The organism is Hydrogenophaga sp., from assembly GCF_018780385.1.
Lineage (GTDB): Bacteria > Pseudomonadota > Gammaproteobacteria > Burkholderiales > Burkholderiaceae_C > Hydrogenophaga.
In genome coordinates this window covers 97,617-119,827 of sequence record NZ_JADMJO010000003.1, presented here as the reverse complement: position 1 = coordinate 119,827, position 22,211 = coordinate 97,617, and the positions used below count along the sequence as shown (strand labels likewise).

At 64.8% G+C, this 22,211-nt stretch carries 20 protein-coding genes; 18 read left to right on the top strand and 2 right to left on the bottom strand.

Annotated elements, in window-relative coordinates; all coding sequences use genetic code 11:
• Positions 1-31 precede the first annotated feature (31 nt).
• The 3 genes from odhB to zapE all read left to right on the top strand — a co-directional run bounded on the left by odhB (position 32) and on the right by zapE (position 3,884).
• Positions 32-1,276 carry a 2-oxoglutarate dehydrogenase complex dihydrolipoyllysine-residue succinyltransferase gene (odhB, locus tag IV113_RS01145; protein WP_291079980.1) on the top strand — a complete coding sequence of 415 codons (1,245 nt, stop codon included), beginning with the start codon at positions 32-34 and terminating at the stop codon, positions 1,274-1,276.
• Between the two features lie 63 nt (positions 1,277-1,339).
• Positions 1,340-2,767 carry a dihydrolipoyl dehydrogenase gene (gene lpdA, locus IV113_RS01140; RefSeq protein ID WP_291079978.1) on the top strand — a complete coding sequence of 476 codons (1,428 nt, stop codon included), beginning with the start codon at positions 1,340-1,342 and terminating at the stop codon, positions 2,765-2,767.
• Between the two features lie 19 nt (positions 2,768-2,786).
• Positions 2,787-3,884 (top strand): cell division protein ZapE, encoded by a 1,098-nt coding sequence (gene zapE / locus IV113_RS01135; RefSeq protein ID WP_291079976.1) that lies wholly within the window; start codon positions 2,787-2,789, stop codon positions 3,882-3,884.
• Between the two features lie 99 nt (positions 3,885-3,983).
• Here the strand turns inward: zapE and IV113_RS01130 are convergent, their stop codons facing one another.
• Complete coding sequence (locus IV113_RS01130; protein WP_291079974.1) at positions 3,984-4,742, bottom strand: protein phosphatase 2C domain-containing protein; 759 nt, start codon at positions 4,740-4,742, stop codon at positions 3,984-3,986.
• A gap of 101 nt (positions 4,743-4,843) precedes the next feature.
• Here IV113_RS01130 and IV113_RS01125 point away from each other — a divergent pair, with 101 nt between their 5' ends.
• Positions 4,844-6,892 carry an ATP-dependent DNA helicase gene (locus tag IV113_RS01125; protein WP_291079972.1) on the top strand — a complete coding sequence of 683 codons (2,049 nt, stop codon included), beginning with the start codon at positions 4,844-4,846 and terminating at the stop codon, positions 6,890-6,892.
• On the opposite strand, the gene IV113_RS01120 is transcribed toward IV113_RS01125, so the two are convergent.
• On the bottom strand, positions 6,855-7,661 hold the full coding sequence (locus IV113_RS01120) for an outer membrane protein assembly factor BamD (RefSeq protein WP_291079970.1): 807 nt from the start codon (positions 7,659-7,661) through the stop codon (positions 6,855-6,857). The genes IV113_RS01125 and IV113_RS01120 overlap by 38 nt on opposite strands.
• A gap of 46 nt (positions 7,662-7,707) precedes the next feature.
• Here IV113_RS01120 and IV113_RS01115 point away from each other — a divergent pair, with 46 nt between their 5' ends.
• The 14 genes from IV113_RS01115 (at position 7,708) to hflX (ending at position 22,089) form a co-directional block, all read left to right on the top strand.
• Positions 7,708-8,748 carry an RluA family pseudouridine synthase gene (locus tag IV113_RS01115; RefSeq protein ID WP_291081143.1) on the top strand — a complete coding sequence of 347 codons (1,041 nt, stop codon included), beginning with the start codon at positions 7,708-7,710 and terminating at the stop codon, positions 8,746-8,748.
• Positions 8,749-8,999: 251 nt separating this feature from the next.
• Complete coding sequence (scpB, locus tag IV113_RS01110) at positions 9,000-9,743, top strand: SMC-Scp complex subunit ScpB (RefSeq protein ID WP_291079968.1); 744 nt, start codon at positions 9,000-9,002, stop codon at positions 9,741-9,743.
• Positions 9,709-11,058 carry a pseudouridine synthase gene (locus IV113_RS01105; protein ID WP_291079966.1) on the top strand — a complete coding sequence of 450 codons (1,350 nt, stop codon included), beginning with the start codon at positions 9,709-9,711 and terminating at the stop codon, positions 11,056-11,058. The genes scpB and IV113_RS01105 overlap by 35 nt, the downstream gene beginning before the upstream one ends.
• Positions 11,059-11,186: 128 nt before the next feature.
• The gene (ndk, locus tag IV113_RS01100) at positions 11,187-11,612 is read left to right on the top strand and encodes a nucleoside-diphosphate kinase (RefSeq protein ID WP_056277714.1); all 426 of its coding nucleotides are present in this window, start codon (positions 11,187-11,189) and stop codon (positions 11,610-11,612) included.
• A 20-nt stretch (positions 11,613-11,632) separates the two neighbouring features.
• A complete protein-coding gene (gene rlmN / locus IV113_RS01095; RefSeq protein ID WP_291079962.1) occupies positions 11,633-12,778 on the top strand; it encodes a 23S rRNA (adenine(2503)-C(2))-methyltransferase RlmN in 1,146 nt (381 codons plus the stop codon).
• Positions 12,775-13,611, top strand: a complete 837-nt coding sequence (gene pilW, locus IV113_RS01090; RefSeq protein ID WP_291079960.1) for a type IV pilus biogenesis/stability protein PilW — start codon at positions 12,775-12,777, stop codon at positions 13,609-13,611. The genes rlmN and pilW overlap by 4 nt, the downstream gene beginning before the upstream one ends.
• On the top strand, positions 13,604-14,536 hold the full coding sequence (locus IV113_RS01085) for a RodZ domain-containing protein (RefSeq protein WP_291079958.1): 933 nt from the start codon (positions 13,604-13,606) through the stop codon (positions 14,534-14,536). Before pilW ends, IV113_RS01085 begins: the two co-directional genes overlap by 8 nt.
• Positions 14,537-14,538: 2 nt before the next feature.
• Complete coding sequence (gene ispG, locus IV113_RS01080) at positions 14,539-15,834, top strand: flavodoxin-dependent (E)-4-hydroxy-3-methylbut-2-enyl-diphosphate synthase (RefSeq protein WP_291079956.1); 1,296 nt, start codon at positions 14,539-14,541, stop codon at positions 15,832-15,834.
• Between the two features lie 47 nt (positions 15,835-15,881).
• Entirely contained in the window at positions 15,882-17,195 is a 1,314-nt protein-coding gene (gene hisS / locus IV113_RS01075; RefSeq protein ID WP_291079954.1) for a histidine--tRNA ligase, read from the top strand.
• Positions 17,196-17,299: 104 nt separating this feature from the next.
• Entirely contained in the window at positions 17,300-17,974 is a 675-nt protein-coding gene (locus IV113_RS01070) for a tetratricopeptide repeat protein (protein WP_291079953.1), read from the top strand.
• 29 nt (positions 17,975-18,003) lie between these two features.
• Complete coding sequence (gene bamB / locus IV113_RS01065; RefSeq protein WP_291081141.1) at positions 18,004-19,116, top strand: outer membrane protein assembly factor BamB; 1,113 nt, start codon at positions 18,004-18,006, stop codon at positions 19,114-19,116.
• Between the two features lie 40 nt (positions 19,117-19,156).
• Positions 19,157-20,491: a ribosome biogenesis GTPase Der gene (gene der / locus IV113_RS01060; RefSeq protein ID WP_291079951.1), complete on the top strand. Its 1,335-nt coding sequence runs from the start codon at positions 19,157-19,159 to the stop codon at positions 20,489-20,491.
• A 65-nt stretch (positions 20,492-20,556) separates the two neighbouring features.
• Entirely contained in the window at positions 20,557-20,826 is a 270-nt protein-coding gene (gene hfq, locus IV113_RS01055; RefSeq protein ID WP_056277693.1) for an RNA chaperone Hfq, read from the top strand.
• 126 nt (positions 20,827-20,952) lie between these two features.
• Positions 20,953-22,089 carry a GTPase HflX gene (gene hflX / locus IV113_RS01050; RefSeq protein WP_291081138.1) on the top strand — a complete coding sequence of 379 codons (1,137 nt, stop codon included), beginning with the start codon at positions 20,953-20,955 and terminating at the stop codon, positions 22,087-22,089.
• The last annotated feature ends 122 nt before the right edge of the window (positions 22,090-22,211 follow it).

Sequence of the window (22,211 nt, the reverse complement as noted above, 5' to 3'; positions counted from 1 at the left end):
CGCAGTCCGAAACAACCCAGGTAGAAGAAACATGGCAATCGTAGAAGTCAAAGTTCCGCAGCTCTCCGAATCGGTGGCCGAAGCCACCATGCTGCAGTGGAAGAAAAAAGTCGGCGACGCGGTAGCGGTCGACGAGATCCTGATCGAAATCGAGACCGACAAGGTCGTGCTGGAAGTGCCGGCACCCTCGGCCGGCGTGCTGGTGGAGGTCCTGCAGGGCGATGGCGCCACGGTGGCGGCCGAACAATTGATCGCTCGCATCGACACCGCAGCCGTGGCCGGTGCTGCTGCACCTGCACCTGCTGCCGCCCCGGCCCCTGCCGCCGCAGCAGCCGCGGTCGCGTCCACCAGCAAAGCCGGCGTGGCCATGCCCGCTGCTGCCAAGCTGATGGCCGACAACAACCTGGCCTCGGGTTCGGTGCCCGGTACCGGCAAAGATGGCCGTGTGACCAAGGGTGACGTGCTCTCCGCGGTGACCGCACCCAAGCCTGCGGTGGCAGCACCCGTGGCGATTCCGACCGGCGCGCCCGCCAAGGTGTTGCCGCAGGTGCCCGTGGTCGCCCCTGACCTGGGTGATCGCCCGCAAGAGCGCGTGCCCATGACGCGCCTGCGCGCACGCGTGGCCGAACGCCTGTTGCAGTCGCAGTCGACCAACGCCATCCTGACCACCTTCAACGAGATCAACATGGCCCCGGTCATGGAGATGCGCAAGAAGTTTCAGGAGAAGTTCGAGAAGGAACACGGTGTCAAGCTCGGTTTCATGAGCTTCTTCGTCAAGGCGGCGGTGCACGCGCTCAAGAAGTACCCCATCCTCAACGCCTCGGTGGATGGCAACGACATCGTTTATCACGGCTTCTTCGACATCGGCATTGCGGTGGGTTCGCCGCGCGGCCTGGTGGTGCCCATCCTGCGCAACGCCGATCAGATGAGCTTTGCCGACATCGAGAAGAAGATCGCCGAATACGGCCAGAAAGCCAAGGACGGCAAGCTGGGTATTGATGAAATGACCGGTGGCACCTTCTCGATTTCCAATGGCGGAACCTTCGGCTCGATGATGTCCACCCCCATCATCAACCCGCCCCAGTCGGCCATCCTGGGCGTGCACGCCACCAAGGACCGCGCCATGGTGGAAAACGGCCAGGTCGTCGTGCGCCCCATGAACTACTTCGCCATGTCCTATGACCACCGCATCATCGACGGCCGCGAAGCCGTGCTGGGCCTGGTGGCCATGAAAGAGGCACTGGAAGACCCCGCCCGTCTGCTCTTCGATATTTGACCGGCAACCCCTCTTGCCAACGCCCCGACAGGGGCGTTGGCCTTTTGAACTCAGGAATCCAACATGTCTCAAACATTTGACGTCGTCGTCATTGGCGGTGGCCCCGGTGGCTACATCGCCGCCATCCGCGCAGCCCAACTCGGTTTCAAGGTCGCCTGCATCGACGAGTGGAAAAACGCCGCTGGCGGCCCGGCCCCGGGCGGCACCTGCACCAACGTCGGTTGCATCCCGTCCAAGGCGCTGCTTCAGTCGTCTGAGCACTTCGACCACGCCAACCACCACTTTGCCGATCACGGCATCACCGCCACCAACGTGAAGATCGACATCGCGAAGATGATCGGCCGCAAGGACACGGTGGTGAAGCAGAACAACGACGGCATCCTGTATCTGTTCAAGAAGAACAAGATCACGTTCTTCCACGGTCGCGGTTCGTTCGCCAAGGCGGTGGAAGCCGGCTATGAGATCCAGGTGACCGGGGCGACGGAAGAGCTGCTGACCGCGCGCCAGATCATCGTGGCCACCGGCTCCAACGCACGCGCTTTGCCCGGCACGCCCTTTGACGAAGAGATGGTGCTCTCCAACGATGGCGCGCTGCGCCTGGGCGCCGTGCCCAAGAAGATGGTGTTGATCGGCTCCGGTGTGATCGGCCTGGAGATGGGTTCGGTCTGGCGCCGCCTCGGGTCGGACGTGACCATCCTCGAAGGCCTGCCCACCTTCCTGGGCGCGGTGGACGAGCAGATCGCCAAGGAAGCCAAAAAGGCGTTCGACAAGCAAGGTCTGAAGATCGAGCTGGGCGTGAAGGTCGGCGAGATCAAGACCACCAAAAAGGGTGTGAGCGTGGCCTACACCAACGCCAAGGGCGAGGCCCAGTCGCTGGACGCTGACAAGCTGATCGTCTCCATCGGCCGTGTGCCCAACACCATCGGTCTCAACGCCGAAGCCGTTGGCCTGCAGCTCGACGAGCGCGGCGCCATCGTGGTCGATGCTGAATGCCGCACCAACCTCAAGGGCGTGTGGGCGGTGGGCGACGTGGTGCGTGGCCCCATGCTGGCGCACAAGGCAGAGGAAGAGGGCGTTGCCGTTGCTGAGCGTATTGCCGGCCAGCACGGTCATGTGAACTTCAACACCATCCCCTGGGTGATCTACACCAGCCCGGAAATTGCCTGGGTGGGCGAGACCGAGCAGCAGCTCAAGGCGCGCGGTGCCGCCTACAAGGCGGGCACCTTCCCGTTCCTGGCCAACGGCCGCGCTCGCGCGTTGGGTGACACCACAGGCATGGTCAAGTTCCTGGCCGATGCCACCACCGACGAAATCCTGGGTGTGCACATCGTGGGCCCGATGGCCAGCGAGCTGATCTCGGAGGCCGTCGTGGCCATGGAGTTCAAGGCCAGCGCCGAAGACATCGCACGCATCTGCCACGCTCACCCCTCGCTGTCGGAAGCCACGAAAGAGGCCGCGCTGGCGGTGGACAAGCGCACGCTGAACTTCTGATCACGCCAGGTCGCCGGTTTTGAGCGTTCGCAGCACCTACGAAGCCGCGCTGAAAGAGCGCGGCTACAGCACCGACCCCGCCCAGCAGCGTGCCATCGACGCGCTGGAGCGGTGTGCCTCCGAGTGGGCGGTGTACAAGCAGCGCCGCTCCAATTCGCTCAAGAAGCTCTTCATCAAGCCCGACATTCCGCGCGGCGTGTACATGTTTGGCGGCGTGGGCCGGGGCAAGAGTTTCCTGATGGAGTGCTTCTTCAACGCGGTGCCACTGAAGCGCAAGACGCGGCTGCACTTTCACGAGTTCATGCGCGAGGTACACCGCGAACTGCGCGATCTGCAGGGCACGGTCAACCCGTTGGACGAACTCGGCCTGCGCATCGCCAAACGTTACAAGCTGATCTGCTTTGACGAGTTCCACGTGGCGGACGTCACAGACGCCATGATCCTGCACCGCCTGCTGGATGCCTTGTTCAAGGCGGGCGTGGGCTTCGTCACCACCTCCAACTTCCACCCCGACGGCCTGTATCCCGACGGGCTGCACCGCGACCGCATCCTGCCCGCCATCGAGTTGCTGAAGGAGCGGCTGGAGGTGCTCAGCGTGGACAACGGCACCGACTACCGCCAGCGCACGCTCAACCACATCCAGCTCTACCATTGCCCGCTCGGGCCACAGGCCGATGCGGCGCTGCGAGCCACTTTCAATGAGCTGGCTGAAGCGGGCGACCAGGAACCGGTGATGCATATCGAGTCGCGCCAGATTCGTGCGCTGCGCCGTGCCGGTGGCGTGATCTGGTTTGACTTCCACACCCTGTGTGGTGGGCCGCGATCACAGAACGATTACCTGGAAATCGCCACCCAGTTCCACACGGTGATGCTCTCCAGCGTGCCGCAGATGCAGGTGCGCCAGGCGTCCGAAGCGCGTCGCTTCACGTGGCTCATCGACGTGCTCTACGACCGCCGTGTCAAGCTGGTGATGTCGGCGGCGGTGCCACCGGAAGAGCTGTACCTTGAAGGGCCGATGTCGCACGAATTTCCCCGCACGGTGTCGCGCTTGAGCGAGATGCAGTCACAGGAGTTTCTGGCGCTGGAGCATCGGGTGGTGGACACCGGTCTGACCTGAAAGGCAGCGAGCGATCCGCCTCCGGGCTGCCCCAAGGCGGATCAGCCTCTCCGGGGGTAGCGACCCGTGCGGCGGTGGAGCGTGGGGGCCTGATGGGCCTCAGCTCAGCGGTTCCAGTTTCACAATCACGATCGACAGGTTGTCACCCGCGCCCTTGGCCCGGGTGCGCGCCTTCTGGATCAGGAACTCGCAAGCCTCGCGTGGCGAGAGCATGGCGATCGTGCTGGCCAGTTCTTCGGGCGTGAAGTAGTGCCACACGCCATCACTGCATGCCATCAGGGCTTCCCCCGGAATGAGTTGTGGCACCACGTGCAGGTCCACCGGCGGGTCGTTCTCCGTGCCCAGACAACCCATGAGGATGTTGGCATGCGGGTGATCCAGGGCATCCTGTTCGCTGATCTCGCCCTGGTTGACCAGTGTTTGCACATAGGAATGGTCTATGGTGCGAAATACTTGGCGCCCGTTGCGGAAGTGGTAGACCCTCGAATCACCGGCGTGCACCCAGTGGCTCTCACCGTCGGGATCGATCAGGAAAGCCGCGATGGTGCTGTGAGGTTCCTGTTCAGCCGACACAGCGGTGAGCTTGATCACCAGGTGCGATTCTTCGACGATCTGGCGCAGCAGGGCGGACGCGTCGTCGGTGTCCGGGTCATACCGTTCAAACAATTGGCGCGCGGTGAGCATCACCTGGTCAGACGCCTTGCGGCCCCCACTGCGCCCACCCATGCCGTCGGCCAGCACGGCCAGCATGCAACTGCTTTGGCGCGGATGGTTCAGCAGACACACCTGGTCCTGCTGATAGTCGCGGTCGCCCCGGTGGATGCCGGTGGATGCCTGGATGCGGTAGCCTTTGGACATATGAATCAATCGTTGTTCGGATGCCGTTCGATGCGTGCAATGGTATCCAGTTATGTTTCGGCGGTGCCTCTACCTTCCGTGCGCCTCTGCACGCCACTGGCGTGATCGATCTGGCCGATGGCGTGGCAGCCGCGTTTGCTGCCCATGGACCTCTGGCCGCGGGCCGGCCTGGTCTTCGCACCAGACCCGGCCAGTTGCAGATGGCGCTGGCCGTGGCGCGGGCTTTGCAGACGGGCGAGCATCTGGCTGTGGAAGCCGGCACCGGGGTGGGCAAGACGTTTGCCTACCTCGTGCCTGTGCTGCTGAGCGGGCAACGCGCGCTGTTGTCGACGGCCACGCAAGCCTTGCAGGACCAATTGTTCAACCGCGACATTCCAGCCGTCTCTCGCGCATTGGGCTTGCCGGTTCGCGCGGCCCTGCTCAAAGGGCGCTCAAACTACCTGTGCGTGCACAGGTTGGAGTTGGCCAGAACCGTGGGATCGGCTGCACAGCGCGACCCCTCCATGGCCGCAGGCCTGGAACGGGTACAGCGCTGGGCTCGGACCACCCGCAGCGGCGATGTGGGGGAACTGGACATGCTGGACGAGCGCTCGCCGCTGCGCCCCCTGATCACCTCCACCCGCCACAACTGCGTAGGAGCCAGTTGCCCGCAGGCCGCGCAGTGCCACGTCAATCTGGCGCGCCGCCAGGCACGCGAAGCCGACTGGGTGGTGATCAACCACCACCTCTTTTTTGCCGACCAGGTCATCCGCGAAGCCGAAGCGGTGGACTGGTTGCCCGAAACCGGGGTGGTGGTGCTTGACGAAGCGCACCAGCTCAATGACACCGGCATCCAGCTGTTGTCGCAGTCCATCTCTTCAGACAACCTGCGCGATCTCGCGCGCGAGCTGGGCATGCAGGGCACGGCCTGGGCTCGTGGGCTGCGGCCGTGGAGTCATCTGGCGTTCTGCCTGGAGCAGGCCTGTCGCACCTTGGGTTCTTTGGTCCGTGAGGCGGGCATCCAGGGTCGCAGCCGGTGGACCGAGTCCACCCCCGAAGGCCTGGACCCCGGCACTTGGCTTCTGGCGGTATCCGGCCTTGACCAAGCCTTGACGGCTGCGCTGGAGGCTGTGTCAGCCACCGCCCAGAGTGCCGCTGAGCTCGCACGCCTGCTCGACCGCATCAAGGGGCTGCAGACCACTTGGAGCCTGTTGGCGCCGGGCGGCCCGAGCCCGCTGGATGCCGCCAGCGTGCGCTGGATGGAGTGGGGCGCCGATCGTTCCTGGCGCATGGTGCGTGCGCCGCTGGACAGTGCAGCCCGCTTCAGCCGCCTCGTGTTGGACTCTGGGCCCAGCGCTCGAAGCTGGATCTTTGCGTCGGCCACGCTCGGCCACGACGATGCACTGAGCTGGTTCACCCGCGGTCTGGGCTTGGCGGATCACGGCACCGTGCAAACGCTCCGGGTAGCAAGCCCGTTCGACCATGGCGACCAGGCCGCGCTCTATGTGCCGCACGATCTGCCCGAGCCGTCCGACGCCACGCACACGCCCCAACTGGCGGTGCGGGTGGCGCAGTGGGCCGGTCAGTTGGGCGGGCGCACCCTGGTGCTGACCACCACACTGCGCGCGGTGGCTCGCATGGCCGATGCTCTGATCGAGCAGGTGCTGCAGGGGCGCTGTGCACCGATGGCGGTGCTGGCGCAAGGGCAGTTGTCGCGCGCAGCGCTGCTGGCGCGGTTTCAGGCGGCCGAGTCATCGCGCCACGGCGCCATCCTGGTGGCCTCGGCCTCGTTCTGGGAAGGGGTGGACCTGCCAGGGGATGGACTTCAGCTGCTTGTGATCGACAAGCTGCCGTTTCCTTCGCCCGACGATCCCCTGACCGCTGCGCGCTCAGAACGCCTGGAGGCTCGGGGCCTCAAGGCATTCAATGATGGGCATTTGCCCGAAGCCGCCATGGCTCTGAAGCAGGGGGCTGGGCGTTTGATCCGGACCGAGACCGACCGGGGAGTGTTGGTGATCGGCGACCGTCGGCTGCTCACGCGCAGCTACGGACATCAGTTGCTGGCCGGCTTGCCACCCATGCGCCGTTTGATGGACGACGCCGAGATGAGCGCAGCGCTGGACGCGCTGGTGCTCACCAGATCTTCCACCAAGGATCGTTCGCGGTCTTGAAGCCCTGGCTCAGGTACTCGCTTCGCGGGTAGTTGGCCTGCATCACACGCCGGGCATCATCGCGCAGCTGGGTCATGCCCAGTGCGTCGTACGAGCGCACCAGGATGAACAAGGCTTCTTCCAGCGCGGGCGCGTCGGTGTATTCGTTCAGCGCGGTTTGTGCTCGGTTGATGGCCGCCACATGAGCGCCTCGGCTCAGGTAGTAGCGGGCCACGTGCACTTCGTATTGGGCCAGCGAGTTGACGATGTAGGTCATTCGCAGGCGCGCGTCGGGCGTGTAGCGGGAGTCGGGGAAACGGGTGGTCAGCTCGCGGAACGCCTCGAAAGACTCCTTGGCGGCCTTCTGGTCGCGCTCGGACAGGTCCTGTCGCGCAATCGCGCCGAACAGACCCAGGTTGTCGTTGAAGTTCACCAGGCCCTTGAGGTAGAGCGCGTAGTCCATGGCCGGGCTGGCCGGGTGGAGCTTCTGGAAACGCTCAATGGCAGCCAGTGCCTGTGGCGGCTCGCTGGCTTTGTAGTGTGTGTAGGCCTTGTCGAGCTGGGCCTGCTGCGCCAGTGGGGTTCCGGCAGCGCGGCCTTCGAGCTTTTCGAGCAAGGTCACCGAGCGTTCGAAATTGCCGGCCGAGCGTTCGTCGGTGGCCTCGCTGTAAATGCGGTTGGGGCTCCAGTTCACGGTTTCGTCCACCGGTTTGGTGCTGCCGCAAGCGCTGAGTGTGAGCGCGGCCCCCAGTGCACAAGCACTCAGAGCCGATAATCTGGACGTCAACATAACGAACTCACCTTCACAACGGAACTACGGATTGAAAGCGCAAAGTATATCGACGGGGGGTGGGTCGGACGGTCTGGCAGCAGACACAGGCCACGATGCGGCGGCGACCACCGACGAATGGGTGCTCGAGAATGAAAAACGCCTCTGTGCCGTGCCTGTGGGCATGCATGGTTGGCGAGTCGACCGCGCACTGGCCCAACTGATCCCCGAGTTCTCCCGCTCCTACCTGCAACAACTCATGGCCGATGGTGCGGTGGAGCTGCGCGGAGTGGCCCAGACCAAACCGTCTGCGCGCATTGCAGCCGGAGATCAACTGCATGTGGAATTGCGGCCCACCCAGCAAGCCCAGGCGTTTGTGCCCGAAGCGATGACGCTGGACGTGGTGTTCGAAGACGCCGACCTGCTGGTCATTCACAAGCCCGCCGGCCTGGTGGTGCACCCCGCTGCCGGCAACTGGAGCGGTACCCTGCTCAATGGTCTGCTGGCCCACCACAAGGGTGCCGCCAGCCTGCCACGCGCGGGCATCGTGCACCGGCTCGACAAGGACACTTCGGGCCTGATGCTGGTGGGCAAGTCGCGTCAGGCGGTGGAAGCGCTGGTGCGCGCCATCGCCGCGCGAGAGGTGAGTCGCCAGTACCTCGCCCTTGCCCATGGCCGCTGGAAGGGCCTGGGTGATCAGCATGTGGACCAGCCCATCGGCCGTGACGTGCACAACCGCCTGCGCATGGCGGTGGTGAGGGTGGAGGGTGGCAGCAGCAAGACCGCCCAGACCACCTTCCGCCTGTTGGACACCTGCGACCAGGCCAGTCTGGTGGCCTGCAAGCTGCACACCGGGCGCACCCACCAGATTCGGGTGCACATGGCCTGGCTTGGTCATCCGCTGGTGGGCGACACGCTGTATGGCGGGCGGGCGCTGTGGAGCATGGGCCGGCAGTCGTTGCACGCGGCGCGTCTCGAACTCAAGCACCCCATCAACGGCCAGCCGTTGTTGTTTCGCTCCACGCCGCCGGCCGACATGCTCCTGGCGCTGGAATCCTGCGGGCTCCATTACAATGCAGCAGGCTGGGACAGCGAATCGGCATCCTGAAGCTGCACCCTCCCACGCGGATGGATGGCCCCATCGCCCGACGGCCTCCTTCACGCCGACCAACGTCCAGCTGCCCAACCAACCGCCTGACCGAGAGCCCACACCCGGGCGCTGCGGGATCCGGCTGATTCGCCCGACCCAACGGTCGCACCCGCATGCCGCATGGCCCGGACACACCGCCCGGATGATGCAAGCACCGTTTGCCTTTCGCACCGTCCCGGCCACAAACCGGTTTTTGACTGACAGACACCATGAACACAACGGATGCCAAGCGTGTCCTCGAGACGGCATTGATCTGCGCGCCCCAGCCGCTGTCGGTGCGCGAGCTCGGCACGCTGTTCGACATGGAAGTGTCGGCCGACACGCTGAAGACCTTGCTGGCCGATCTGCAGCTCGAGTGGACCGGGCGCGGCGTGGAGCTGGTGCAGGTCGCCACGGGCTGGCGCTTCCAGAGCCGGCCCGAGCTGCGTCCCTACCTGGACCGCCTGCATCCCGAGAAGCCGCCGCGCTACAGCCGCGCCGCCATGGAAACGCTCGCGATCATTGCCTACCGCCAGCCGGTCACGCGCGGCGACATGGAAGACATCCGCGGTGTCACGATCAACTCGCTGATCATCAAGCAACTGGAAGACCGGGGCTGGATCGAAGTCATCGGCCACCGCGAAACCGTTGGTCGCCCGGCCTTGTTCGCGACCACGCGCCAGTTCCTCGACGACCTGGGGCTGGCTTCGCTGGACCAACTGCCCCCGCTGGACGGCAGCGAGGTGCAGGAGTCTGCGCTGGACCGCCTTGATTTCGAATCGCTGGCGAACAGCCTGCAGCCTGGCGCATCCGAGCCCGACGCACCGGAATCAGATCTGCTTCTGGTGGCCGACCCCCTGGCCACCGACCCCATTTCGCCTGACCCCATTTCCCCGCCCTCCGACCCGCAGTTGTTGGAACCGTCCACCCAGGAAGACCATGACCCCGGATCAAACCCCCCCAACCTCGCCTGAACCCGATCACGCTCCCGAGGAGAATGCGCCCGAGCAAGCCGGTGCGGCACGCCTGGCGCAAGCGTCGGCTGTGCCCGAGGTGCTGCGCTTTGACGACGTGGTCAGCGGCGCTTTTGACGCCGAGCAGGAGCAGGATCTGCCGCTGCTGCCCACCAAGCGGGTGCTGGCGCCCCAGGCCGAGTCTCCCAAGCTGCACAAGGTGCTCGCGCAGGCCGGTATGGGTTCGCGGCTGGAGATGGAGCAGTTGATCCTGGAAGGCCGCATTTCGGTCAACGGTGAGCCGGCCCACGTGGGGCAGCGTATCCAGTTTGGCGACGTGATCAAAGTCAACGGCAAGCCGGTGCGCGTGCGCATGACACCGCCGCCGCCCCGCGTGCTGGCGTACCACAAGCCTGCGGGCGAAGTGGTGTCGCACGACGATCCGCAAAACCGGCCCACCGTGTTCCGCCGGCTGCCCAAGCTGATGCAGGGCAAATGGCAGTCGGTTGGCCGACTTGATCTCAACACCGAAGGCCTGCTGCTGCTCACCAGCTCGGGTGAACTGGCCAACCGCCTGATGCACCCGCGCTTTGGCTTGCAACGCGAGTACGCGGTGCGAGTGCTTGGCGCGCTGTCGAATGAAGAAAAGGCACGCCTGCTCGACGGCGTGCGCCTGGACGACGGCATGGCCCAGTTCGCCTCCATCGAAGACGGCGGCGGCGAGGGCGCCAACTGCTGGTACCGCGTGACCATCGGCGAAGGTCGCAACCGCGAGGTGCGCCGCATGTTCGAAGCCGTGGGCCACGCGGTCAGCCGCCTGATCCGCATCCGCTACGGCGCCATGATGTTGCCGCGCGGCCTCAAACGGGGCGCCTGGCTGGAGCTGGACGAACGCGATATCGCCCGCCTGACCGCCGCCGCCGGCATGCCCAGTGCAGACGAGGAGGGCGCCCGCCCGCCCCGTCCCGGCGGCCGCCATCCAGCGCAGCGTGGAAAACAGGGCCCCCGGCCTGGTCGCACTCAAGGCAATCCGCCTGGCAGCCGCAGTGAAGGCCCGGGTTTCGGGGACCGCCGCAGTGGCGGATACGGCATGGGTGGTGCACCCACGGGGCCCGGCGGCAAAGGCCGTGGCAGCAAGCCTGGCAGCGGAGCTGGTGGGCGAGGACCGGGTGGCGGTGCCTCGCAACCCGATCCCATGAAGACCTCGTTCGGCTATATCGGGCAGGACGCACTCCAACGCCGCCGTGAGCAGGAGGCTGGTCGTGGCAGCGCGCCTGGTGGGACTCGCCGCCGGGGCGGGGGCGGCGGGGGTGGTGGTCGATCGGGTAGCCGTTGAGAGCGCTCAGCCCACGGCCCGCCGTCACTGCAACGTGACACGACCAATGTAGAATCATGGGCTTTGCGGGGTGCCTCACACCCCGGCAGATACTTCGGCAAATTGACCCACAAAACCTCAGGATTTCCATGGCCATCGAACGCACCCTCTCCATCATCAAGCCCGACGCCGTTGCCAAGAACGTGATCGGTCAGATCTACGCTCGCTTTGAAGCCGCCGGCCTGAAGGTCGTGGCCGCTCGCATGGCGCACCTCTCGCGTGGCGAAGCCGAGGCCTTCTACGCTGTGCACAAGGCCCGTCCCTTCTTCAAGGATCTGGTCGATTTCATGATCTCCGGCCCGGTGATGATCCAGGCCCTCGAAGGCGAAGGCGCCATTGCCAAGAACCGCGACCTGATGGGCGCCACCGATCCCAAGAAGGCCGACGCCGGCACGATTCGCGCCGACTTTGCCGACAGTATCGACGCCAACGCCGTGCACGGCTCCGACGCACCCGAGACCGCGGCTGCTGAAATCGCGTTCTTCTTCGCCGGCCTCAACGTTTACTCGCGCTGAGCCAGCGCGCCGACCATGCCATGACGGCCAACCTGCTCGACTTCGATCTTGAGGGTTTGGCCGCTTGGTGCGAGCAGCTGGGCGAGAAGCGTTTCCGCGCCGTCCAGCTGTTTCGCTGGATTCATCAAAAAGGAGCGTCGGACTTCACCGAGATGACCGACCTCGCGCGCAGCCTGCGCGAGAAACTCCCCGGTGCTTGCACCATCACGGACCTGCCTGTGCTCTCGCGCCAGGAGTCTGCCGACGGCACCATCAAGTGGCTGTTCGATGTGGGCGGTGGCAACGCGGTGGAGACCGTGTTCATTCCCGAAGAAGACCGCGGCACCTTGTGCATCTCGTCCCAGGCGGGTTGCGCGGTGGGCTGCCGCTTTTGCTCGACCGGGCATCAGGGCTTCTCACGCAACCTCACCACCGGCGAAATACTGGCCCAACTCTGGCAGGCCGAGTTTTTCCTGCGCAAGCACTTGAAGCGCGGAGAACGCGTGATCACCAACGTGGTCATGATGGGCATGGGGGAGCCTTTGCAGAACTACAGCGCACTGGTGCCTGCGCTGCGCGTCATGCTTGACGACCACGGCTATGGTCTCTCGCGCCGCCGCGTCACCGTGTCCACCTCGGGCGTTGTTCCCATGATGGACCGCCTGGCGCAGGATTGTCCCGTGGCGCTCGCCGTGTCACTGCACGCGCCCGTCGATGCGCTGCGCAGCGATCTGGTCCCGCTCAATCGCAAGTATCCGATCGCTGAACTTCTCGATGCTTGCCTGCGCTACTTGCCGGCTGCACCGCGCGACTTCATCACTTTCGAGTACTGCATGCTTGACGGCGTGAACGATCAGCCGCACCACGCCCAGGAGTTGCTCACCTTGCTCAAGGGGCATGCGGGCCGGGGCGTTCCGTGCAAGATCAACCTCATTCCTTTCAATCCTTTCCCCAGCTCGGGCTTGCTCTGTTCGCCGCGGCCGGTGGTGCAGCAGTTTGCCCGGATACTCAGCGAAGGCGGGCTGGTGACAACGGTGCGCAAGACCCGAGGCGATGACATCGACGCAGCCTGTGGTCAACTCGCCGGCGACGTGCTTGATCGCACCAATGCCGCAAGTCGCCTCGCCAAACGCCGCAGCGCGGTCGAGCATCCCATCCGCATCGTTCACAAGCAAAGGCAGGCATGACTTCAGCCACTCGATTCCCAGCCCGGTTCTCAGGCGCCTCGGTGGGGTTGCTGGCGTTCATGTTGTGTTGCCTGGCGCTGTTGGCGGGCTGCGCCCAGACGGCCGCAGCGCCCGGTACGACTTCCATGCAGGAGCCGATCACCGATTCGGATGAGCCCGAAGTGCGCAAGCGCGCACGCATCCGCATCGAGCTGGCTGCAGGCTACTTTGCTGAAGGCCAGACCACCGTGGCGCTGGATGAAATCAAGCTCGCCCTGCAGGCCGACCCCACCTACGCCCCAGCCTATGCGCTGCGCGGACTGGTGTACATGCAGCTGAACAACAACGCGCTGGCTGAAGACAGTTTCAAGCGCGCCATACAGCTCAACCCGCGCGACCCGGACGCGCTGCACAACTATGGTTGGTTCGAGTGTCAGGCGGGCCGCTACGCGCAGTCCACCGACTTGTTTCGGCGTGCGCTGGCCAGCCCGGTGTATGGCGGCCAGGCCAGGTCGCTGTTGGCCATGGGTATCTGCCAGATCCGTGCCGGCCAGCTTGCGGAAGCCGAGGCCAGTCTGGCGCGCTCGTATGAGCTTGACGCGGGCAACCCCATCGTCGCGTACAACCTCGCTTCGCTGCAGTTCCGCCGGGGTGAAGCCAGCAAAGCGCAGTTCACCATCCGCCGACTGAACAACACCGATCTGGCGAACGCCGAGACGCTGTGGTTGGGCATCAAGGTGGAGCGGCAGCTGCAAAACACCCAGGCCATGACGCAACTCGCCCAGCAACTGGGCCGTCGCTATCCCGAGTCCGCCCAGTGGGCGCACTACCAGCGGGGAGCTTTCAATGAGTGAGGCGATGGCGCATCCAGGGACCGAGGCCTCCGCAGAGACGGTTTCGCGGCCGATTCGCCTCAAGGAAGCTCGAGAAGCCGCCGGGTTGCACATTGCCGCACTGGCCGCTGCCCTGAAGGTACCGGTCAAGAAGCTGGAAGCTCTCGAAGCAGGGCGCTACAGCGAGCTGCCCGATCTCACCTTTGCCCGTGCCCTGGCTTCCAGTGCCTGCCGGCAACTCAAGGTCGACCCCGCGCCGATCCTGCAACAGATTCCGCAAGGGGCATTGACCAAGCTCGGCGAGCGAGGTCATGCGCTCAACGCCCCGTTCAACCCCGGCCACGATGAAGCGCCCTTCAATCCACTGAGCTGGCTGTCGCGTCCTGCGCTGCTGGCGGCCATTGCCTTGCTGCTGGGTGCGCTGGTGATCGTTTTCCTGCCGAAGGCCGAGAACCCGCCAGCCCCGTCCAGTGCCACCGGGACTATTTCGGAGCCGGTGCCTGCAACCGAGCCGGTGGCCGCCCAGGGGCCTGGTTTGCAAGATGTCGCCGGGCCTGCCGCCAGTGTTTTGGCTGCGCCTGCGGTTGATCCTGCAGCCACGCCCGGTGGCACGACCACGGCACCGCCAGACGATTCAGCATTCACGCCAACGCCCGGTGTGGTTGTCAGCCCTGGGGCCACGGCCGAGGCGGTTGCCGCCCCCAGTTCGACCAGCCTCCTGAGCATTGCCGCCACCGGTGAAGCCTGGGTCGAGGTGGTCAATGGTTCCGGCACGGTGGTGGCCAAACGGCTGCTGCAGTCGGGTGACGTGATCGATTTTTCAGCTGCACCGCCCTACACGGTGGTGCTCGGCAAGGTCGACGCCACGCAGGTGAGCGTGCGCGGAAAGTCTTTTGACACGGCGCCATTTGCTCGCAACAACGTGGCCCGATTCGAGGTGAAATGAGCATGGACACCGTGTCCCGACCATCTCTGTTGTCTTCTGGGTCGGCCGACCAGCCGATCGCCTTGGCTGCCGCCCGTTCGCGCCGAACCCGGCAAGGCGTGGTGGCTTGGGGCAACCACCGCGTGACCGTGGGTGGCGACGCGCCCGTGCGCGTGCAGTCCATGACCAACACCGACACCGCGGACGCCGTGGGCACCGCGATCCAGGTGAAAGAGCTCGCGTTTGCCGGCTCCGAGTTGGTGCGCATCACCGTCAACAACGACGAGGCCGCAAAGGCTGTGCCCTACATCCGCGAGCAGCTTGATCGCATGGGTGTCGATGTGCCCTTGATCGGTGACTTCCACTACAACGGCCACCGCCTGCTCACCGACCACCCGGCTTGCGCCGAGGCGCTCTCCAAGTACCGGATCAACCCGGGCAACGTGGGCCGTGGCGACAAGGGCGACCGGCAGTTTGCCCAGATGGTGGAGATCGCCGCGCGCCACGACAAAGCCATCCGCATCGGCGTGAACTGGGGCAGCCTGGACCAGGATCTGCTCGCCCGCCTGATGGACGAGAACGCCAGCCGCGTCCAGCCCTGGGAGGCTCGTCAGGTGATGTACGAAGCGCTAATCACCTCCGCGCTCGACTCGGCCAAACGCGCCGAGGAGATCGGCCTCAATGGCAACAACATTTTTCTGTCGTGCAAGGTCAGCGCAGTGCAGGACCTGATCGCTGTGTATCAGGCGCTGGCGCAGCGCTGTGACTACGCCCTGCATCTGGGTCTGACCGAAGCCGGTATGGGCACCAAGGGCGCGGTGGCGTCGGCAGCGGCGCTCTCGGTGCTGCTGCAGCAAGGCATCGGCGACACCATCCGCATCTCGCTGACACCGCAACCGGGTGAGTCCCGCACCCAAGAGGTGGTGATCGCGTTGGAGATCCTGCAGGCGTTGGGCATGCGGGCTTTCGTACCCTCGGTCACCGCCTGCCCGGGTTGCGGTCGCACCACCAGCACCACCTTCCAGGAGCTGGCCAAGCAGATCGACGACTACCTGCGCAATTCCATGCCCGTCTGGCGCACGCGCTACCCCGGTGTGGAAAACCTCAAGGTGGCGGTGATGGGCTGCATCGTCAACGGCCCGGGCGAAAGCAAACACGCCGACATCGGCATCAGCCTGCCGGGCACCGGCGAAGCACCGGCAGCGCCGGTCTTCATCGACGGACAAAAAGCACTGACCTTGCGCGGCGACGACATCGTCCGCGAGTTCCAGGTGATCGTGGACAACTACATCGAGAAAAAGTTTGGCGTCACCGCTTGAGGTCGGGTTCAGACCCGGCTTCCGCTGACCGCACAGGCTTCCAGCACATGGCAGAAAAACTGAACGCCGTCAAAGGCATGAACGACATCGCCCCTCCTGCGTCCGCGCACTGGGAGTGGCTCGAAGACACCTTGCGTCGCCTGATGCGTCGCTACGGCTACCGCAACCTGCGCACGCCCATCGTGGAACCTACGGCACTCTTCGTGCGCGGCCTGGGTGAGGTGACCGACATCGTCGAGAAGGAGATGTACTCCTTCGAGGACCGGCTCAATGGCGAGCAGCTCACGCTGCGCCCGGAGAACACCGCCGGCGTGGTGCGCGCCGCGCTCGAGCACTCACTGCTCTACGACGGTGGCAAGCGCCTGTATTACATGGGCCCGATGTTCCGCCACGAGCGGCCCCAGCGCGGGCGCTACCGGCAGTTTCACCAGTTCGGCGCCGAAGCCCTGGGCTTTGCCGGGCCGGACGTCGACGCCGAACTCATCGTGCTGGCCTGCGACCTCTGGGCCGAGTTGGGCCTGACCGGCATCGAGCTCGAGATCAACAGCCTGGGCCAGCCACCCGAGCGGCTGGCGCACCGCCAAGCGCTCATCGCCTACCTCGAAGCCCATGCCGACCAGCTCGACGAAGAGGCCAAGCGCCGCTTGCACAGCAACCCGCTGCGCATCCTGGACACCAAGAACCCGGCGATGCAGGCATTGGTGAATGCAGCGCCGCGCCTGATGGACCACTTGGGCGCCGAGTCGCTGGATCATTTCAACCGCCTGCGCGGGCTGCTCGATGCGCATGGCATCGCCTACCGCATCAACCCGCGCCTGGTGCGCGGCATGGACTACTACAACCTTTCGGTGTTCGAGTTCGTCACCACCCAGCTGGGCTCGCAGGGCACGGTGTGCGCTGGTGGCCGCTACGACGGCCTGTTCGAGCAGATCGGTGGCAAGGTCGCGCCGGCGGTGGGTTGGGCACTGGGCATGGAGCGCATTCTGGAGTTGCTGAAAGAGCAGGGCAGGCTGCCCGAGCAGCCGGTGCCCGACGCCTACGCGGTGGTGCCCGACGCAGCCCATGTGTCGCAGGTTATGCCGGTGTTGCGGGCGCTGCGCCAGCATGGCGTCAACGTGCAGATGCACGCGGGGGGCGCAGACGGCATGGGCAGCATGAAATCGCAGTTCAAGAAGGCCGACGCCAGTGGTGCGCGCTTCGCGCTGATCTTTGGCGAGCAGGAGTTGCAGCAAGCCAGCGTGGCCGTGAAGCCGCTGCGCGGACCACGGCCCGACGGTGAATCATCGCCGCCGGAAGCCGCCCAAAGGCTGTTGCCGCTCACCGCCGTGGCCGATTGGGCGGCCAGTTTGCGCAACGCCTGAATCCAGTCTGCTTTCCTCCGTGCGGCTTAGGCAGTGATGCCAGAGCCGCCCGCCTACAATCGAGCGTTGCGCCTTCAGCGCGCGAACCCGAACTGAACTGCAACATGGCCAAACACCTCGACCTTGAAGAGCAAGAACAGCTCGACCAGATCAAACACTTCTGGAATCAATACGGCAACCTCATCAGCTGGGTGTTGATCGTCATTTTTGGTTCGTTCGCCGCCTGGAACGGCTGGAACTACTGGCAGCGGACCCAGGCTGCCAAGGCCGCCGCCCTGTATGACGAGGTGGACCGCGCGGCTGTCGCCAAGGATGCCGATCGCATGCAGCGTGCGCTGGCCGACATGCAGTCCCAATTTGCCAGCACCACGTTTGCCAGTCAGGCGGCGTTGCAAGCGGGCAAGACGCTGTTCGACGCCGGCAAGTTGCCCGAAGCACGTGCGGCGTTGGCCTGGGCTGCTGAAAAATCGTCCGATGATTCCTACAAGGCGGTTGCCCGCCTGCGCCTGGCTGCCCTGGACATCGAGGCTCAAGCTTATGACCAGGCCCTCAAAACGCTGGAAGTGCCGGTGCCCAAATCGTTCGAACCGCTCGTGGCCGATCGCCGTGGCGATGTGCTCATGGCGCAGGGCAAGCCCGACGAAGCCAAGGCGCAGTACCAGACAGCCTGGCGTGGTTTGAGCAGCCGCACCGAATACCGCCGTCTCGTCGAGGTGAAGTTGGCTTCACTGGGCGTGGATGTGGCCAGCCTGACTCCAACAACCGAGGTGGTCCGTTGAACCCATTTCTGATTTCATGGCCGCGCAGCCTGCGAACCGCCTGTGTTGGCGTGCTTGTCCTGGCGGGTCTGACGGCTTGCTCATCCGGTTCCAAGAAACCGCAACCCACGGAGCTGCCCCCCGTGGCTGCGCTCATGGGCACCCGCGCGGCCTGGACGGCCCAGGTAGGCCCCGGCACGGAGTCCATCACGCCGATGGTGGCATCGGGACGTGTGTTTGTGGCCAGCACCTCAGGCACGGTGGCCGCGCTGGATGGCAACACCGGCCAGGATGTCTGGCGCCTGAACGTGGGAACCCCCATCGCCGCCGGCGTGGGTTCGGATGGGCAGACCGCCGCGGTGGTCACGCAGTCCAACCAATTGGTGGCGCTGGCCAACGGCCGTGAGGTGTGGCGTGTGCGTCTGCCGGCGCGCGCGTTCACGGCGCCGCTGGTGGCTGGCGCGCGCGTGTTCGTTCTCACGGCCGACCGCACTGTCACCGCTTTCGACGCCCAGAACGGCGCTCGCCTGTGGGCCCAGTCGCGCACCAGCGAGCCGTTGGTGCTGAGCCAGAGTGGCGCCTTGCTGGCCGTGGGCGACATGCTCGTGGCCGGCTTGTCGGGTCGCCTGGTGGGCCTCAACCCCGCCAATGGCTCCGTGCGCTGGGAAGCGCCAGTGGCCACGTCGCGCGGCACCAACGAGGTGGAGCGTTTGGTGGATATCGTTGGCCCGGTCAGCAGGATCGGTGACAGCGTGTGCGCGCGCGCCTACTCGGCCGCCGTCGGGTGCGTGGACGCCAGCCGTGGCACGGTGGTGTGGTCGCGCGCAACGCAGGGCACCACGGGCGTTCATGGAGACGACCGTTTGGTGTTCGGCTCTGACAGCGAAGGCCGTTTCCAGGCGTGGCAACGCGCCTCCGGTGAGCCAGCGTGGAACACCCAGCGGCTGAAATACCGCGGCTTGAGCGCGCCGCTGGCATTGGGCCGCGTGCTCGCGGTGGGTGACAACACCGGCTTGGTGCACCTGATCTCGCGCGAAGACGGTAGCGAAATGACCCGTCTGAGCACTGACGGCTCGCCGATCCTTGTGGCCCCTGTGCTCGCGGGCGACGCGCTCGTGGTGCAGACTCGCAACGGCGGCGTGTACGCCTGGCGCCCCCAATAACGGCTGAGCCGAACCGCCTCCTGAACGAAAGCAGCATTCCTTGAAACCCGTCATCGCCCTGGTGGGCCGCCCCAATGTGGGCAAGTCCACCCTGTTCAACCGCTTGACGAGTTCTCGCGATGCCATCGTGGCCGACTTTGCCGGCCTCACCCGCGATCGCCACTACGGCAACGGCCGACTCGGTGCACGCGAATACATCGTCATCGACACCGGCGGCTTCGAGCCCGATGCCACCGAGGGCATCTACAAGGAGATGGCGAAGCAAACCCGCCAAGCCGTGGCGGAGTCCGACGTGGTGCTGTTCGTGGTGGACGCCCGTGCGGGCATCAGCGCACAAGACCACGAGATTGCGAGCTACCTGCGCCGCTTGGGCAAGCCCTGCGTGCTGGTGGCCAACAAGGCCGAAGGCATGACCCAGGGTCTGCAGCTTGTGGAATTCTTCGAGCTCGGTCTCGGTGAGGTGCTGCCGGTCTCGGGCGCACACGGCCAGGGCGTGCGTTCCATGGTCGAAATCGCGCTTGAAAGCATCCCGGGCCTGCCCCCGGAAGACGAGGAAGAAGAGCCAGCGCCTGCCGGCGTGATTCGCCTGGCGGTCGCGGGTCGACCCAATGTGGGCAAGTCGACCTTGATCAACGCTTGGCTGGGTGAGGAGCGCCTGGTCGCGTTCGACCTCCCCGGCACCACGCGGGACACCATCTCCGTGCCGTTCGAGCGCAACGGCCAGAAGTTCGAGCTGATCGACACGGCAGGCATTCGTCGCAAGGGGCGCGTGTTCGAGGCCATCGAGAAGTTCTCGGTGGTGAAGACGCTGCAAGCGATCGAAAACGCCCACGTCGTGCTGCTGTTGCTTGATGCTACGCAAGGCGTGACCGACCAGGATGCCCACATTGCGGGCTACATCCTGGAGAGCGGCCGCGCCGTGGTGCTGGCCCTCAACAAATGGGACGCAGTGGATGCGTACCAGCGCGAGCAGATCGAGCGGCAGATCGAGACCCGGCTGGCTTTCCTGAAATTTGCCTCGATGCACATGATCTCGGCGCAGAAGCGTCAAGGACTGGCGCCGGTCTGGAAATCGATCATCCAGGCCCAGGCTTCTGCCATGCGCAAGATGTCCACGCCAGTGCTGACCCGTCTTCTGGCCGAAGCCGTGCAGTTTCAGGCCCCCACGCGCGGCGGCATGTTTCGCCCCAAGATGCGCTATGCCCACCAAGGTGGCATGAACCCGCCGGTGATCGTGATCCACGGCAATTCGCTCGAGCACGTGCCCGATTCGTACAAGCGCTTTCTGGAAGGGCGCTTCCGCAAGGCATTCGACCTCGTGGGCACGCCCTTGCGGATTGAATTCAAGACCTCAACCAATCCCTTCAAGGAATAGGATTTTCCCTGCAGGCATGAGCAGTACAAACCCTGTGGTATGGTTCTCGTCCTATCAACTTTTTTCTGAACACGGAGCATATCGTGAGCAATAACAAAGGCCAACTCTTGCAAGACCCTTTCCTGAACCAGCTGCGCCGGGAGCACGTTCCCGTGTCGATCTATCTGGTCAATGGCATCAAACTGCAGGGGCAAATCGAGTCTTTTGACCAGTACGTGGTTCTTCTGCGGAACACAGTGACTCAGATGGTCTACAAGCATGCCATCTCCACCATCGTTCCAGGTCGTCCCGTGCAGTTCACCGCGGCGACTGCGGATGAACCTGCCGCGTCTTGAAGCGCGCCTTTTGAACGCCGGGTCGGCCATACTGTGCCACCCGGCTCACGGCGCCCAAAGCGCTGTTGCTGAACCGATTTGAAATCTCCTGATAGCTCGCCCTCGCCCACACCATCGGTCATCCTGGTGGGGGTGGATTTCGGCATGCCCCATTTCGACGCCCCGTTGGAGGAGTTGGGCTTGCTGGCACAGACTGCGGGCTATGCTGTGGCCGACCGGGTCACTTGCAAGCGGCGCGCGCCCGATCCTGCCCTGTTCGTGGGTTCCGGCAAGGCTGATGAGATCAAGTTGCTGGCCCAATCGACCGGTGCATCGGAGGTCCTGTTCGATCAATCGCTCAGCCCGGCGCAGCAGCGCAATCTGGAGCGCCATCTGGGCATGCCGGTCAATGACCGCACGCTGTTGATTCTGGAAATCTTTGCGCAGCGAGCGCGCAGCCACGAAGGCAAACTGCAGGTTGAATTGGCGAGGCTGCAATACCTCTCGACCCGGCTCGTGCGGCGCTGGTCGCACTTGGAGCGACAAAGCGGTGGCATCGGCATGCGGGGCGGCCCTGGTGAAACGCAGATCGAACTCGATCGCCGCATGATCGGCGATTCGATCAAGCGGACCAAAGAGCGTCTTGAGAAGGTGAAGAAGCAGCGGGCCACCCAGCGCCGCCAGCGCGAGCGCCGCGATACCTTCTCCATCTCGCTGGTGGGCTACACCAACGCAGGCAAGTCTTCCCTGTTCAACGGCTTGGTCAAGGCGCGTGCTTATGCCGCCGATCAGCTTTTTGCCACGCTGGACACCACAACTCGCCAGCTGTACCTGGGCGAGGCGGGCCGATCGGTGTCTCTGTCCGACACGGTGGGGTTCATCCGCGATCTCCCGCACGGGCTGGTGGACGCCTTCGCGGCGACTTTGCAAGAAGCGGCCGATGCCGATCTGCTGCTGCATATCGTGGATGCTTCCAATCCCTCGCATCTCGAGCAGATTGCTTCCGTGATGGGGGTGCTCAAGGATATCGGCGCCGATCAGGTCCCTCAGATTCTGGTGTTCAACAAACTTGACGCGATGGACGAGGCCCACCTTCCCCATGTTCTGAGTGATCAAATGGAACTGGACGGCCAACCGATGTCTCGAATCTACGTGAGTGCGAAAACAGGCGAAGGATTGCCGGCCTTGCGAGCGCGTCTGGCCGCCCAGGTGACGAACCTCAATGGTGGGCAAGGCCCCATGACCCCCGGGGCGTTCCCTGAAATTGAAAGTCCGGTGTCCTGATTGGGCACAATGTGATGGTTTTTGAATCGACAAAGAGTTGGCAACACATGGATGTGAATCTGCAAACCCCCGCCCGCGCTGATCAGCCAGCCTCGAGCGCGAAGCCTCGTCTGGTTTTGAGC